The organism is Mycetohabitans rhizoxinica HKI 454 (genome assembly GCF_000198775.1).
In the GTDB taxonomy this organism is placed as follows: Bacteria; Pseudomonadota; Gammaproteobacteria; order Burkholderiales; family Burkholderiaceae; genus Mycetohabitans; species Mycetohabitans rhizoxinica.
The window spans coordinates 2,398,219-2,413,848 of record NC_014722.1; the positions used below are offsets into that span (position 1 = coordinate 2,398,219).

Below are 15,630 nucleotides of genomic sequence, written 5' to 3' on the forward strand. Positions count from 1 at the left end.
GCTCGCGTGCGGTTTCCCTTCCTATAAGTCGAACAGCACCCGGACAAAATCTTCATTGGCAAAGCCGAAGTCTTTGACTGGTTGGGCTTTATTTTTACCGCCAATGGCTACGCCGCCGTGGCCCCGCGCGCTTTAGCCAACCATGCAATGAAACTCCGCCGACCTTATGGGCAGGCGCGACGCGGTAACCTCACCAAGGGTCTACGACGTATTGCGAAATATCGAAAACGGTGGGCATTGTGGGTGAAGTCTGCTGGCCATATCGACAGGATGGTTCACTTGACTGCCTTGCAGGGCGGCAGGCGGTGGCGACTCGCCTGAGCCCTTCTTGCTGCCGTTACGACGCTGATTTATGGCTTGTGAATTTGAATCCCCACGCCTGGCCGTCAATACTCAGAATTAACTCGTACACCGCCGCTGAACCAGCATCCATCATAAGCTTCAATGGAGGTTGAAAATACAATACTACGACGAAATCCATATTATCTCCGTTACGGTTGACGCGCAAAGATCTCACCGTAAGCTTGCTCATGGCTTCGCCTACGGGGCCGGTGATGAGGCGCAAAGTCTTGACCTGCACAATCTCCCCGGAGGACTTAAACTTGATGTTATTCACCAGGCTCACTGGTATGCAGAAGCTTAATTTAATGTATTTGCCGCTTTTTGCTTGACCGTCGGGCAGTGGTAACACGAATGGCTCCGCAGGTTGATTTGGCGCTGCCTTCGGGTTGATCGTGTGCTTTACGTTCCCGGTATCGGTGCTTAGCTCCACGTAATCCAATGGCAATATGAGGTATTCTAAAACCGTAACGGCGAATCGGGATAACTCCAGCCGGTAGTGGCCTGCGCCACCGTTTAGCACGGTGTATATCGTGATCGTTGCCGTCCCCGGACTGTTGCCCTGAAGCTCGAGCTTGCCGCCGCTCATGGTTGCGGTCACGACTTCCGAGTTCGTCGTGTCACACAACAGCGACAACCCTTCATCTGTGGCTTCGATTGAGTCCAGTACTTTGCGTGTATTGACCAACAACGTCTGCAACTCGATCCCATGCACGGAAGGGAACAAGGTATTTTGAAGTCTCTCTGCTATCTCGACCACGCAGCCTGAGATGCCCTTTGGAGTCGGTTCGTCGTTTCGCCCCTTCGCATAATTCCGGATGCTTGCCTCCATTACTGCACCGCCGAGCTTATTCGCCAGCGCTGCCGCGACGGCCCACGCGCCTGCGGTGTAAGCGCGAGCAAGCAGCTTCCCTATCGCGTCCGCCAAGCTCCTCTCACTGGTGTTGATGTCGCGCCCGCTCGATCCTTGATCGGTAACGTAGACACGTTTGATCGCGTCGACGATGGGCTGCAACTGAGCAGCAAGCGCCTTTTGGTCCCGGTTATTCTTTGGATACTCGCCGACATCGCCATCGGTGGAAACGAACATTAACCTACATGCTTCTATAACCTCCTTGGCCAATGCTTTTTTCACCCTTTCGATGTGGTCCTCATTCAGCGATAAATTACCCTTTTGCTCTGTAAAATATGTTTCATCATAGTTAATACTAAGTTGTTGATTGCCTGCCACTTTAAGAGTGTTGGTATCGAACTTTACGTTAAGCATCCCTCCATTCGTCGATAAACCCTTGTCCGTGTCCACATGCAACTTAAGCGAGTTGTCCTCAATTGTCACCCCGTTACCCGTTTTCACGCATAGGCCCCCTTCTGTGCTCAGCGCGCTTTCAGCCTTGACCACGATGGTAACCTTGTTCTCGGCAAGCTGAACACCAATCCCGGGTTTGACCGCGAGGCCTTCGGGATTGACCAACAATCCGCTTGAGTCGGGTTTCAGTTTGACGCTTAATTTGCGATCGCTTGAGTTCCAATCCAGCCCATTGCCTGGCTCTGCCGCTCCTTCTCCCTCAGGTAACCCGATCGCTTTGCGACCAATGTCCGCCAACTCGATCAAACCATGATAATGCTTTTCATTGGGCGTCGCGCCCGTCACAAACTCCCGTTTTAGCTTGTTCGCGCTCATCATCTTGGCTCTCCAGATCAAATGTTGTCCCAGCGGCTACGCTATGCCCACACCTCGCATCGATACCATGATGGTGTTTTAAAGCAAAAATTTTTCAATGTTCAGCGTGAGATGGCCCTCCTTAACGATTAATCCACCTTCGGGATCCACCTTCACCTTTAAGAAACCTTGTTCGATGACCAATGTTTGGTTGTCGCAGTCCAGTCCGAGTTGGCCGTTGGCAAAAGACTTTACGCCCGGTCCAGTCGCCACTGACAACGCCCCCTTGCGATCGACGAGCCCTGAGTTGTCCTCGACGTGAAGTTTTAACTCGTCGACATTTGTTCCCTTGTTCCGTTCGCACATGATGCCCGCGCCACACCGGACAGATAACGAGCCATTTTCCGTTGTGAGCCCATCACCGCATTGCACCGCTAATCCCTTATTGTCGGCCACCAAGCTGCCATTAGGCGGGCACTTCACTTTTAGACGTCCACTGGACTCCGCCTCTAGGCCATCGCCCGCCGATAGGGCGACGCTCGCAAAATCGATCAATTTTTCAAATTCCCTCTCGCCAGGTACTTTCCATGCGTTAAAATTCTCTACCAGCTCATCCTTTTTTGATCGTGTCATTTTCAGTACTCCTATTTTATATTTCGATACATTATTCCATTAGCTCAACGTGTGCCGTTTATGAGAGCGGTTTTAGTAGATGTGGATAATTATCTTCCGAATCCCCGACGTAGACCACCTGCTGCTCAAGGCGAGCCTGCCGTAATTCATTTTTTCCTTCCGGACTGGTCTTCTCTTTCAGAATATCTTCTTCGATTTTTATTTTGGTTCCATGATCCGCGATTTGCACGAACCCAATTCCAGCGCGTTCATCCGTGGGCCGATCTCCCACACCAAGCAAATTCAAGAGCCCATATGACTGATCGCCGACCGGTCGCCCCCCTGTTTGCCACTGTTGATATTTATACGCAAAATGCCTAAATTGCAGATCACCTAGCCAGTGCAATTGGATATTCAGGTGACTAGGGGCCTCTTGCCAAACTATTTGCTCGACCCACTGATTTAATTCACTTGGATTACCGTGCAGATCCACCCAGCTTCGATTTAATACTACGCTCAACGTGAATGCGAACGTGTCTTCTTTGTAGGGGACGGACCAACCGTAAAGGGCTGACGTAGCAACATCTGGCCATGCTTGTTCGCTCGAGGAGATGTTGTCTAAATCCACTGGAAGGACTTCGAAGCGACTATTTTTTTCTGTAGTAACGTATTGATTACCTGCGCCTATCCATTGGACAGTTACGGTTCCTTGTATCGGATCGCTATCCGTCACCTGAACAACAATATCTTTATAGCTTTCAACTTCTCTCAGCTCACCGGCCGTCGCCACACTTTGCCATCTCGCTTTAGGTCGCAACGCAAATCGGTCCCCCGTCTTGAGACATATCGGAAACGACGGCTGCACCGTCAGCGTTGCGGTGCCGTCCTTAGGAACATTATTATCGATGTAGCGAAGGTCGTACACCACGCGCTTTAACCAATCCGGACTGATTCGCCATTGCCATGCGTAGTTGGATTCCTGCAATAAGCGCACGCTACGTTGCAAACGCCGGTGCTGTTCCAAATCAATTTCGATCTGCGAAAATTTACCGTCGTCGCCAGTTTTTACCTTGTGAATTACGATGCCAGTGATCGGCTCGAGCGTTATTCCATTATGCTTGGCTTGTAGCTCGATCAACTGCCCAACACGCAGTTGCCCGTTTTTTACATCCCCCACAGAAAGGCTTAAAAGATGCTTGCCATTCTGGTCACGCTTGTCTTCGTTGTTATTGACTTCCTTCCAATCCATGTTGACAAGCTTTGGATCGGGGGCAACCGGCAATAGCTCTTGCTGCTCGATCAAATAAAAGGGCAGCGAGTTAGGAAACGAGGCGTCGGCTTGTTGCAGCGTTTCATCGAACAGCGCCTCGCCGATACCGAGGCGCGCTGCAATCTTGCGCTGCAATGCCGAGATATTACTAATGCTGATCGCCGCGCGCTCGTACGACAGCCGCGTCACTTGCCGCAAAAATCCTTGCTGCACGTGACAAAATTCTTCCGGTTTAGGTCCTAACAACGTGCGTGACGCACGGCACTCCCCAAAATAGCCCAGCAAATAGTCAATGATCGCCAACTCTTTGTCATTGTCTTGCGACTGTTGTTCGCTCTGCTCTTTCAGCGTGGCGCGCTCGAGAAGAGCACACGCAGATTGTTCATGAGTAAGCGCATCTTGGTCGGCATTTGGCCAATCAGCGGCGCCCCAAACCGCGGCCTTGGGATCTCGGTCATCGAAGGCCAACAGACGCGGCAGCTTTTCCAACTGATCGGCGCTGTTCGCGACCTGTTGCTCGAATGGACGGAGAAACCGCAGCAGTTGTTTTGCGTTGAAATTCTGCTCGAAACGCTCGGCCCCTTGCTGCAAGCCATACACCGGTGGCAACCAGGATCCAGCGCTGCGGTAATACGCAGGATGCCGGTATTGGCCGTATGGTACCCGCCTCGTCTCATCGCGTTTAGCTTGTGCCACCTGCGTCAGTCGCGCTTTGAGGTACTTGTTGACTGCTCCGGATTTCACCGTGATAGTTTGCCCACGCTTGCGCACTATGATTGCGCTGCCAAGCGAAGCGTCCCCCAACAGGCCACTTACCGGATCGACCCACAATTGCACTTGCGCATTGTCGGCAATCTCAAGTGCCTCTTTTGATGCTTGCCCGTTTTGTTTGTCCCAACACACCCGCTTGATGCCACGCACGGTCATCATCGCAACTATCAGCGACGAATACGACACTAAACGCTTCGTAAGCTTGCCTTGATCATCCATCCCACGTGACGGCGGCAAGTCGGCAATCCAGCCATGTTTTAGATGCGGCCCGGCATAGACTGCTTCCGCCGCCTCGCCTTGCGCCAGACGCACCGCAGCTGATTGACGTATCGGCCACGGCAGTAATGCATCATTGGCCTCCCAGATCGCTAGCGCAACGACCTGAGCCGTTTGGTCAGCCGATAGGTCGTCTTCTAACTCGATGACGACCTGCGGCTCTTGCTTCGTGGGCGTTAAAAGGTAAATATCGGTGATTTCCCATTCACACAGGTTTCGGTTGCCCTCTAAACAGATTTGCAGGAGATTCTTCGCGTCATCTTCTTTCACACCAGGATTCAGGGTCGCCCATAGCCGGTACTGCCCGGGGACCCGGTAGCTCTGCTTATTCTTTTTTTCTTCCCCTACAAACTGGAACGTATAGCGATCGGTGTCATAGACGTAAGCGTAGCTTTGCTCTGGTGACACAGTCGCAATCTGCACATCCCTGAACAGAAAAGTCGAAGATTCGTTATCGGTGTCGGTCAGATCCAAAAGGAGACGCCGGTAATCATTGAGGGTCACTGGGCCACAAGTCAACGCGGTTTCCGGACCGAACTCCGATGCAAAGATGCTGCTATCGTTGACAGTGCCGTGATTCAGGCACGTTGCGCTTTTTTTGGGCACCGATTCTGGCGTCAATAAATCGGCCAGCGGTAGCGTGTGCCGATAGCTCACATCCGACACCGCGAAAGTGAGCGCCTGCAGCAGCGTCACGCCGGGATCGGCGTCACCGCGCGCGCTCCAGCGTTTTGCCGCATAGACCGTGAGCGCATCCTGCGCGGTCGACCACAACGTATCAAAGTGAATTGGATCCTGCGCAGTATCACCTGCTGTTGAATCGGCCTCAGTGGCCGGCCTCGTGGTATCAGCCATCGTTAACCTCATTGTTTTGTTGCCGTAGCGGCATCGCGCGCCCCCGAAAGTTCACTGCTCGACGAGCCGTTATCAGACAATGTCACAGCGTGCACGTTGAGCGTCACGAACTGTTCAGCCTGCGCCGAGTGCAATGTCACATCCTTTAGCTTCACCACTGCGCCGAGTCGATACACACCGCACGCTCGCTCGCCGGCAACCACATCGAGTTGGCAGGTCGTTGCTTTTGGATTCGACGTCGAACACTTGGGCACCGCATAATGTTGCATATCCAATGTCGATGCAGCCTGCTCAAGTTGCTTGCCTTGCACCCGCAATCCCGTGTCGTTTTGCTGGCTCGGCAGTATCAGCCCCGTATCCAGGTCTACCAGCTCCACCTCAGCCTTTGTGTTGATCGGCTTATCGTGCAGTTCTAATGCCTGCATGGGCACCGTCACCCGGAGCGTCGCCCGTTTCTGTCCGTTACCCACCATCGTCACGTCGCGGTAGTACGGCTGCTGGTCGTTTTGCTTGGGCCCCACCCAGGCGATCGTCAAGCCCTCATATTCGAGCGGTACACACGTGAGCACGGCCACTTGCCCAGGCAAGACGACGAAATTCGTATTATTGTCCCCATTTAGACGCACCGCTTTCACCTCTGCAACCTCAGACACCGAACGCAGCACGTCCCGCACCGCGCCGTGCGTGATCGCGCGGCCCATTACTTGCAAACTGCCATCGTCGCCCTTGCTCGCCCACGGCACAAACGCGGCCTGCAGCGCTGCTTGTACACGCGCGTGGCCGACCGTGCGACTCAGCCCCGGCTGATAGTCGGCCTCCCAGTTCACGCTGACCACCACATAGTCCGGATTCACGCATTTCAGCGTCAACCACGGCGACGTACGCGCCTTTAACCACGCTTGCATCTGACTTAAGTGCGCCGCACTTAGACCCGGGCGCAGCCGGTCCTCGCTGTCGCTCAGTGCCAGTTCCGGCATAATGGCGATTGTCTGCTGCAACGCGCCTTTTTCATCGTGCGTGGGCGGCAGCACCGCCAACTCCCGGATCTGCGGATACTGCTCGTGCAGTAAGGTCTGCAAATCCTGATTATTCAAGCCCCGGTCGCGGTGCCGCAGCCGGCGCGCAATGCGCGCGTCAAACTGCGCCTGCGTCTCCGCTGCTTGCCCGCCCGCTGACGGCCACGGCTGCTGAACCGACTGCAGCCCAGCCGGCGCATCCAGCGCTTGCGTCACACTGCCCGGCTTTAACGCTTGCGTAAAAAGCCCGGTTGCCCGTGTTGCTTGCGCCGCGTTCGTCACCCATCCGCTCAGCCACGGCAGCGCCGGTACCCATAGCTGCTTCCGATCGCGCGCCGGCAGCGTCTGGACGCTTGCCCTCAGCCACATTCGACCCGCCGGCAAGCTCGTTGATGTGCTGCTCGCATCGCTTGGCCAGTCCACCGACCACTGACCGCTCATGCTCAACCCATCGGTGCCGTCGGCCACCGGTAGTCGCTGCCAGCGCTCGCCCGGCGCCAAGTATTGCCACTGCAGCTCGAGCGCGCCTGGGCTGTGTAGTTGCCAGTGCAGCGTCAGCCATTGGCCCGCCTCGATGCCTTTTATCCCCAGATACAGTTGCGCACCTGCGAACAGTGCGCGCTCGTCAGTCGGCGCATACCCAAACGGCGTAATCACTTGCTGCGTCACTTCAGTATCGACGGCGTCATAGTCAACCTGCAGCCCTGACCATTGCGGCACATACGGCGCACGCCATTGGGCCTTGGGCACCATCACTGGCATCGGTGTACGAATGGTTTCGGTGTGGTTTTCCATCGCCGGCATCGGAACCTTACCCGACTCGCCCGGTACGTCAACGGCCACCAGCTTCGGGACTTTCTGTCCTTCGACATCCTGTAAGCAAGGGACCTGCGTCGTGATCGCGTGCTGCGTCTCGAGCACAATCGTTTGCGCCGGTGTCCGCAGGTGCGCGTCATATTCTGCGTGCAGAAACGATTGTTGCAATTCGATCCGCACCCGCCACGGCCAGGCGGCCGGATCGTCGTTGTCGGGGACAAGCGTGTGTGCCGCCACGAGTGGCAAGTTGGCAGCGTCCAGCGCAATCGTCCAAGGCTTGGGTTCTGGTGCCTCGCCTCCGCCAAATAGCGGCAATGCTTCGCCCCGCAACTGCACCTCACCTTGCTGGCATCGTGCAATCGACGCTTGCACAGTAAAGAACGCGTTGCTGGCCGGCTTGTGCGGATAACCTTCGTCCGCCGCAATCTGCTTGACCACCTGGGACCCATTTGTCACGCGCTGCGCGAGACTGCCGCTTGGGTGTGTCGCCAACTGATCCAACGTTTTACCGTTCTTTAAATCGACATGCAGGTTCGCGTCCAACTTAAGCCAGTTTGACGTACTTTGCGTCGAATCCGGCCCATACCAGTCATTCAATGACATTTGCGGCAACCCAACCCATGTCGGCTTGACGGTGATGTGCGTCAATTTCGATCCCAACCGCCACCATTCTGGGGAAATCAAATTGACTGCTCGCCCCTTGTCAGCCCGCTCGCCAAACGGCAAGCCGCCGTTCGAAAGCGCCGTGCCATCGTCCGTCGCACACTGCACGTTGACCGCGCCCTTCACTGACACGGCTAAGCACGTCACCTCTGGCACCGACTTACCTGACTCGCTCGTCAGCCGCAGCAGTGGCGTTGCCGACTGCAAACCGTCTAGATCCGACGCTGGCGTGGGCGCACCCGCCTGAGGCCCTAAACTAAAGGTCTTTTTCTTCTGTTCGTTTTCTGTGCTCTGCTGGCTCACATCGCACTGAAGCTCGACCCACCTCTGCCCAATACTAAGCTCAGCCTTGATCGCCGAGCGCGGCGCCTCTTTGAAGGTCACCGTCCACGAGCGCTGCCCGCCCGCCACCGCCAACACGGGCGAACCCACTATCCGGCCGCTCATTACTGCTTGGTCTGCCTCCAGCTGTGTAGCTTTTTCCGTCTTCACCGGCGCCGCCTCAAACAACCGCACGCCCTCGCTGGGCCACACAATGCCAGCTTCCTCGTCATATACGACGCGCGCCCGACACCCCGTACGCACCAACGGATCGCGCACGACCCACCGCATATCCGTGAGGCGTGCCGCATTCACCGTCATCGGTTGCTCGAGCGCATACTGCACCGCATTGCCCGCGCTATCGTGCCCTGCATCAAGCCGCAACCCCGCCGGCAGCACCAATTCCCGCACCCCATCGGCCAACGTAAAGTGCACGGTTACCCGGTCCGCTTGCGCCGCCCGCGGCTTAAGCGCCAGCATCTGCCGGTAATACAGCGCGCGGTACTGCGCCGGCAGTGCATTGAGCAGCGCCCGCGGCGTCTCCAGCAATCCCATCAACGCGAGCAAAAACGCGCGCTCGGCCGGCAGGCGTTGGTCTGCCTGCTGTGGTGTCTCGTACAGTTCGGTCAGGCGCTGCCGCTCGACTGCCCACGCCTGTTCCGCCTTCTGACGCGCCTGTTCTACCTGACGCCCAAGGGTTTCGTTTTCTTCCCACTTGGGATCCCACGTGCCCGCGTCCACACCCAACAGCACTTGCGCCCATGTGCCAATGATCTTTTCTTGCGCGTCTTTATCTTGCGCTTCTTGGAACGGCAGCCGCTGGCAATACGCGCGGAAAGCATCCAATCGCGCGCCGATTGATCGATCGTCCAGCACGAACGATGTTGCGTCATCGTTGACACGCTGATCTGTCGCCATCGTTGCTGTCCTTGAATGCATCGTCCCATTTCTCCGGTGCGTCAACCCGCCTTCACGTTGACCTGCGTGACTACAAACCGCCCTTTACCGGGTGTGGGCACGCCCACCGTCGGATCCGGCGTGTTCGGTGGTGCCGGCATCATCGCGGGTGCCGTCGGAATAAACATCGCTTGACATTGCCCCCCCTTAATCAGCACCGGTGCGCCACTGAACACCTGTTTACCGATTTGATCGGGCGCGGCGATCACCATCTGAATGAGGCCCACGCCTGGCACCGTAAAGTTGCCCGACACATACGGCACGCCCGGCACGACTACCTTCGCCAAATCGCTGATCACGCACCCAGGCTTGCCCTTCACCATGAACCGCCCAGTGCCGACCAGCACCGCTTGCGCCGGCGCCATTAGCGTCCGGTTACCGAAATTGGGTTCAAACATCACCACGTCACCGGTAGCCACCATCAGCTCACCCATTAAAAGCCTCCACCCGTGCCGTCCTGCAGGTCCAGCGCACCAGAGACGCGCCGCGTCTGCGCCTGCCCCGCCAACCGATACGTCACCTCGATCCCTAACCATCCCGGTTGGTGCACATCCTGTTGCATATCGATTTCCACAACTTCGGCGCGCGGCTCCTCCCGCGCCACACTCTCAAGAATGCGGCGCCGCAAACCCGCCAGCACGCCTTCGGACAGGCTCCCAAACACCGCCGCCTGCAAGTCGCAGCCGTATGTACTACGCATGATCCGTTCGCCCGGTTGGGTTTGAAACAACACTTTTAAACTCTGCTCCACGTTATGCGCACCGGCCGACATCGTCACCCCACCCGACTCCGCATCATCAGGATCTGGCAACGTAAAAGTTGGCGGAAACGCCCAGCCCTGACCGTACACATCCGATTCGGTATCCTCAATGCTCATCAAAGACTCCTATTTGCCGACGTCGCGCCGGCACTAGCCCAGGTTCACCATCGCGCCCTTCACGTTCGTGATCCCGCTGCCGCCCACGTTCGTCGTTGCCTGGCCTTCTACGCTCACCTGTGCGCCCATCACGCTCGTCTGCGCTTGGCCATTGATTGCCACCTTAGCCCCCGCTACGCTCACCTCAGCGTCACCCTTGACGTCAACCTTGATGCCCTTGATCTGAACACCCTCATTGCCACTGAGCTTTGTCGTCATCGTGCCATCAACCGCCACTTCATTGGCCGACACGCTCGCTTTGTCCGGTGTCATCGTCATCCGGCTGCGCTCACTTGACCACGCCACCCCTTGCTTGCCTTGCCCCGATAACTTCATCTGCGCATCCAACTTCACATGCTTTTCGCTTGACACGATCACGCCCGCCTTGCCCTCTAGTGTCACTTGCTCGGTCGCGTTCACCTTAAGGTTTTTCTTTGTCGTGAACGACACATCCCCCACCTCAACTTCCAGCGTCACCTGTCCCTGCTTGGCGGCAAACGCCAGCCCCTTCTCTTCGCTCATCACGAACTGTTGCTCCGGTGTCGTATCTTGCCCCACCATCCACTGCAGCGCGTGCTGCTCCCGATCGAGACTGAACTCCAGCCGCTTGCCTTCGCGCCGTAGCACAATCGCCTTCTTCTCATTTTTCGCGCTCGGCGCGAACGGCGCCACTTGCTTTGGGTTATGCAGCGACGCCACAATCACCGGGTCCTGTCCCACGAACCCTAGGACCACCTCGTCCTCGATTTCTGGGTAAAACGTCACGCCGCTCTGGGTGCTCGCATACGTATGCCCCATGCGCGCCCACAGCACAGTCGGTCCCAACATCGGCACCATCACCGGCACCCGGTTCCATGTCGCCGGTTTCGCATCCGCTTGGTGCTTGGCCACCTTGCCGATCACCAATTCTGCCGGCGCTGGTAGCGACGGCGCCACCGCCGCCGCCTCGTCCAGGCCGATTCCTACGATCGTCTTGCCCACTCGCAGCGTCGAGTCGATCTCGTATTCGAGCTGCGTCACGATCGCGCGCCCGTCCAACGCTGGGCCAAACCCAACTAACTCCAACGTATCGCCCAACTCGATCGCCTGACAGCCCGCCACCGTCCAGTGCCCGCGCACGGCCTGCGCATGCTGTTGCGTGAGCCAACCATCGGTCGCACTTTGTTGAATCGCCGGTTCCCATTGCCCAGTCAGCGACGCCAACCAGCGCGCGTTTTTCAGCGGCTTGAGCCGAGTCGGCGCCAATCCCTCAGCGCCCAGACTGGCCGGTTTCGCCGTCTTCTCCACGACCGCCTGCGCACTCAAGTCCCAGCTCTTCGTGTGCACCTGCTGCGGTTGTGTCAGTCCCGAATACGCCCACTGGGCCTCGAGCAGACTCATTCCTGGGTGCTGCGCGGTGGCCCCGATCCGGTGCATCTTGCCGCCCAACGTGGGCGCGTGAACCTTGACGCCCCCATCGGCCTGCGGCCACAACCACGCGCCGTGTTGGCCCGCCACCGCTCGCACGAATATCCAGTCCGAACAATTCCATTGCATCCGCTGCACGGGCTCGGCGACCGGTATCGTCACCTGCGCTTTGACGCCATGCTCGCTCAGTACCTGCCGTAACACGCTCGCATCCGTGCCCTGCTTCAGAATCCGGCTGTCCTGCCGTGCCTTCAACCCCTGCAACCGGTGCTTGAGCCGCACCTTCAGGCGCCGGCCCGTGCTACCAACCTGGACCTGCACCGTCGCCACCACGCCGGCAAACAGCAGCAGCTTGCCCACCTTCATGCTTAAGCTCTGACCAATTGCACCCTGTTCAAGCAGACGCGTGAGCACCGAGTAGTCATCGTGCGGCGCTTGCGGCATCGTTAACAGCACCGTTGCCGTCGGAATTTCGTTGACCGCGCGACGCACTTCAATGCGCTCTACCCATACGTGCTTCGGATCTAGCGGTTGACCATTTAAGCGAATCTCGAATTCGGCCGGCGCTTCGCCCGCCACTTCTCTGTTGGGCGCGTGCGCGCGGTCCGCGGTACCCCGCAGCACCGAGCCGGCTTCCAATAGCGCCGCGCTCGACTGCGCGGCCTGACTGATCGTGTCCGCCCATGGGCTCACTACGTGGGTCACTGCGGCTTGCGCGTCCGCAGCCACGTCCGCGACCGCTGCGCTCGCTTGATCCACCACACGATCCACGGCCGACACCGCCTGATCGGCCACCTCGCTCACGCTCGCTTCGGCCTGGTGTACCGCCTGTTTGATGCGCGCCTTAAATGATCCGAATCCCATCGTTGTGCTCCCGCAACGGTTTTATCCCGCCCCGCCCGCGCAGTCTGCTTCCACCGCTCGTTGCCACCCGACTCACTTAATCGCGAGCCATCGGCCTGGCTTCAATTCACTCAGATTGGATAGCCCGTTGGTCCGTGCCACTGCTAAATAATCGGCCTTGCCCGCCGCGCCGCCTGACTGCTCGAGCAGATTGGGCAGCGGCGTCTTAGCGTCCGCGCTCACCAGCTGACGTGACACCGGCTGCCCCGCCCGCAGCTTGGCCATGTCGTCGCTGGTCTCGCCTTTGAACGTCAAGGTCGCGCTCGCCCGCAGCGGCGCTGCGTTGCGATCGAACAGCGTGTAGCTCACCGATAGCTGCTGCAGCCGTCCAGCAAAAAAACCATGCCCATGCCAGCTCATCTTGCCCCATGTCACATGCAGAAACGGCGCTTCGCCTTTCGGCCCGACGGTAAAGCACAGTGCGCGCAACTGGCTCAACTGCGCATCCACTGGCTTGCCGCCACTGGGGCCGCGCGCATCCAAAATCAGCTCCAAGCTCAATGTCGGCGGCTCGACCTGCCGATACCAACTCACGTCATGATGCTGATTGATCCCGCTCGACGTCTGGTACGACGCCGCATAGTCCAAGCTAATCGTCTGCGGGTTGTACATCGCCGTGAGCGTGCCGATTTTCTTTTGCCCATTGGCCCCCTGATATGCCTCTAGCGTCAACTTCGTCAGGCCTCGCTCGAGCAGCCCCCATCACAGTTGCTCCCGTTGTTCGTTCAGCAGCTCCAGCGCCCGACGCGCCACTTGCTCCACCCACTCCTGCTCGCTAAGCATCGGCAGCGTCGTCGTCGGGTGGCATGGCGCGGGCGATTCACTGACCACCCGTGCTTCAATCACCAACTCCCGAATCTCAATGGTCATCCCCGTACTCCCGCCCAATGCATTTGCCGGTACGCCAACTCCAGCGTATCAATCAGCACTTCATTTTTTGACGCATCCAATTCTCCAGTCGTCCACGACACCGGCAGAGCATCGGTGAGCGTCCAGCTGCACACCGGCCGGTAATCGCCGTTGAGCAACAAAATCACCACGCTCACGTACGTGCTCGCCGCGTTACTCAATACATGATTGAACAGCATTGTCATCGGCGTGACCGACATCACGCCGCGCTGCAGCACCAATGTGCCGTGCTGTACCTGATCGGGCAGCTGCACCGTGCCCAGGTTGTCCCCACCTTCGCGCAAACCCGTCACCGCCAGCGTACGTCCCAATCCCGAAATCTGCGCAAAATGCATATCCAACGGACTGGGCACCCGTTTGATAAAAAACGTCGCCTTGAACCGGTGCGCCAGGCTGGGCGCAGTCATGCGTGCCGCGATCGTCTTCATGCCAAGGGCCCTCCCACTGTCTCGGTCCCCGCCGCCGTCGTGTCGCCCAACTTCAGCACCAACTTGATTTCAATGCGCTCGGCCGCATGCAGCACCGCCACGGCCACTCTTATCATCAAGCGGCCTGCGTTGATGTCCGCCTGCGTCAGGGTCTCATTCAGGCCTACTTGTACCGAATACGCTGATGTCTCATTTGCACCCGCCAAGCCTCCATCCAGCCATACCTGCCGTAGCCAAGCGCTGCATAGCCCGCGCAATTGAAACCAGGTCACCTCGTGGTTCGGCTCGAACACCGCAAACCGACACCTCTCACGCAAGTTGGCTTCAATCCACGTCACCAGTCGTCTGACCTGTACATACCGAAAGGGCGAATTGACTTCACCAGCCAGCGTGCGGCAGCCCCACACGCGTGTGCCCCGCCCCGAAAACTACGAATTAGGTTGATCGACGCGCGGGACACGTCGAACCATCCGCTCGCTTGCGTCTCTAGATACTGTGGTTGAAGCACATGTGACAGCGCCTCATTGGCCGGCGCCTTCCACACCCCGACCTCGCGGTCCACGCGTGCGATCACGCCCAATACTGCCCCACACGGGGGCACGATCCGGTATCCGTCATACGGTCTGGACGCCGGCTCTTCCAGCTCTGCCTTATTGTCCGGTCGGTAATCGGTCACCAAATGTGGGCCATACAGCGCTGCGTGCTGGCCCAGTTCACCCAGTGGCTGTTTTTTCCGCAGTGCGTCAATGCAGTGCTTTGCGACCTTTGGTTGACTGGGTGCATCCAGTACAAAAAATAGATCTGACCGGCTCGCATGCACTGCCCTGAGCAGCGAGCGCCACGCCTCAATCAGCGCGTCGGCCACTTGATCATTGATGGTTTGATCGTCGTGAAGAAAGGAGGTTAACGCTTCAATGCATGGAACTAGTTGCGGCACCGCGACCAGCGTAATCGACGGCTCACTCAATATCGGCGTCAAGTCACTTTGAAGCCGATCATTCCACCAGGCTTGCAACGTTTGAAAGGAAGCCATGTCGGTCAACTTCGGAACCGCCCAACTCAGCACAAAGGCGCGCTCCCCACCATTATCGAAGTATTGCTTGAGCGTGTCTTGCAGTACGCCGACCGGCACTTTCGATACCGTCGAAGCATCGCATGGTTTCAACACAGCTTGCCCATCTTCTTGCCACCAGCCGATAAACACCGGCACCGCACTGTACTGGACCTCCTCGTCGGCCCCCGCCGATTCGATCGTCGACGTCAACTTCACGCCCGGCTCCGGCCACGCTGTTTCGGTTGTTTCCTTCACATTCATAGTGCCCATTTTTGCTATGCGATCCTGTTATCATCGGGCGCCGCTGGCCGCTCGCTTTCACGACAAATCAACGCCACACTATCTTTTCCAGTCCTGATCTACGCAATCAGCTATTCCATTCAACATCCATCACGCCCCTGAGTGCGGCAGTGCGTGGCTTTCGTTGACCGATCCAGCACGGCGTACGCTCCGTTCA

Annotated in this window: 12 protein-coding genes; all 12 read right to left on the minus strand. The window is 57.7% G+C overall.

Annotation, left to right across the window (positions count from 1 at the left end; genetic code table 11):
* Window positions 1–337: 337 nt before the first annotated feature.
* A complete protein-coding gene (locus tag RBRH_RS10530) occupies window positions 338–2,023 on the minus strand; it encodes a hypothetical protein (RefSeq protein WP_041753834.1) in 1,686 nt (561 codons plus the stop codon).
* Window positions 2,024–2,098: 75 nt separating this feature from the next.
* On the minus strand, window positions 2,099–2,632 hold the full coding sequence (locus tag RBRH_RS10535) for a hypothetical protein (protein ID WP_013436245.1): 534 nt from the start codon (window positions 2,630–2,632) through the stop codon (window positions 2,099–2,101).
* Between the two features lie 58 nt (window positions 2,633–2,690).
* A complete protein-coding gene (locus RBRH_RS10540; protein ID WP_041753835.1) occupies window positions 2,691–5,783 on the minus strand; it encodes a hypothetical protein in 3,093 nt (1,030 codons plus the stop codon).
* An 8-nt stretch (window positions 5,784–5,791) separates the two neighbouring features.
* On the minus strand, window positions 5,792–9,517 hold the full coding sequence (locus RBRH_RS10545; protein WP_041753836.1) for a baseplate J/gp47 family protein: 3,726 nt from the start codon (window positions 9,515–9,517) through the stop codon (window positions 5,792–5,794).
* 41 nt (window positions 9,518–9,558) lie between these two features.
* Window positions 9,559–9,990, minus strand: coding sequence for a hypothetical protein (locus RBRH_RS10550; protein ID WP_013436248.1), 432 nt, complete (start codon window positions 9,988–9,990; stop codon window positions 9,559–9,561).
* Window positions 9,990–10,433 (minus strand): GPW/gp25 family protein, encoded by a 444-nt coding sequence (locus RBRH_RS10555; protein ID WP_041753837.1) that lies wholly within the window; start codon window positions 10,431–10,433, stop codon window positions 9,990–9,992. The genes RBRH_RS10550 and RBRH_RS10555 overlap by 1 nt, the downstream gene beginning before the upstream one ends.
* Window positions 10,434–10,466: 33 nt before the next feature.
* Window positions 10,467–12,743 (minus strand): contractile injection system protein, VgrG/Pvc8 family, encoded by a 2,277-nt coding sequence (locus RBRH_RS16325; protein WP_013436250.1) that lies wholly within the window; start codon window positions 12,741–12,743, stop codon window positions 10,467–10,469.
* A 72-nt stretch (window positions 12,744–12,815) separates the two neighbouring features.
* A complete protein-coding gene (locus RBRH_RS10565) occupies window positions 12,816–13,454 on the minus strand; it encodes a CIS tube protein (RefSeq protein WP_013436251.1) in 639 nt (212 codons plus the stop codon).
* Between the two features lie 30 nt (window positions 13,455–13,484).
* A complete protein-coding gene (locus tag RBRH_RS19085; RefSeq protein ID WP_157864435.1) occupies window positions 13,485–13,652 on the minus strand; it encodes a DUF5908 family protein in 168 nt (55 codons plus the stop codon).
* On the minus strand, window positions 13,649–14,119 hold the full coding sequence (locus RBRH_RS10570; RefSeq protein WP_013436253.1) for a phage tail protein: 471 nt from the start codon (window positions 14,117–14,119) through the stop codon (window positions 13,649–13,651). Before RBRH_RS10570 ends, RBRH_RS19085 begins: the two co-directional genes overlap by 4 nt.
* On the minus strand, window positions 14,116–14,457 hold the full coding sequence (locus tag RBRH_RS10575) for a tail sheath protein gp18 (protein ID WP_013436254.1): 342 nt from the start codon (window positions 14,455–14,457) through the stop codon (window positions 14,116–14,118). The genes RBRH_RS10570 and RBRH_RS10575 overlap by 4 nt, the downstream gene beginning before the upstream one ends.
* Window positions 14,454–15,434 (minus strand): hypothetical protein, encoded by a 981-nt coding sequence (locus RBRH_RS10580; protein WP_041753839.1) that lies wholly within the window; start codon window positions 15,432–15,434, stop codon window positions 14,454–14,456. The genes RBRH_RS10575 and RBRH_RS10580 overlap by 4 nt, the downstream gene beginning before the upstream one ends.
* Window positions 15,435–15,630 lie beyond the last annotated feature (196 nt).

Coding starts and splice junctions, on each gene's coding strand:
- RBRH_RS10555 (WP_041753837.1), bottom strand. CDS start 10,433: ATGAGCATTGAGGATACCGAATCGGATGTGTACGGTCAGGGCTGGGCG.
- RBRH_RS10540 (WP_041753835.1), bottom strand. CDS start 5,783: ATGGCTGATACCACGAGGCCGGCCACTGAGGCCGATTCAACAGCAGGT.
- RBRH_RS19085 (WP_157864435.1), bottom strand. CDS start 13,652: ATGACCATTGAGATTCGGGAGTTGGTGATTGAAGCACGGGTGGTCAGT.
- RBRH_RS10580 (WP_041753839.1), bottom strand. CDS start 15,434: ATGAATGTGAAGGAAACAACCGAAACAGCGTGGCCGGAGCCGGGCGTG.
- RBRH_RS16325 (WP_013436250.1), bottom strand. CDS start 12,743: ATGGGATTCGGATCATTTAAGGCGCGCATCAAACAGGCGGTACACCAG.
- RBRH_RS10550 (WP_013436248.1), bottom strand. CDS start 9,990: ATGGGTGAGCTGATGGTGGCTACCGGTGACGTGGTGATGTTTGAACCC.
- RBRH_RS10545 (WP_041753836.1), bottom strand. CDS start 9,517: ATGGCGACAGATCAGCGTGTCAACGATGACGCAACATCGTTCGTGCTG.
- RBRH_RS10530 (WP_041753834.1), bottom strand. CDS start 2,023: ATGATGAGCGCGAACAAGCTAAAACGGGAGTTTGTGACGGGCGCGACG.
- RBRH_RS10570 (WP_013436253.1), bottom strand. CDS start 14,119: ATGAAGACGATCGCGGCACGCATGACTGCGCCCAGCCTGGCGCACCGG.
- RBRH_RS10535 (WP_013436245.1), bottom strand. CDS start 2,632: ATGACACGATCAAAAAAGGATGAGCTGGTAGAGAATTTTAACGCATGG.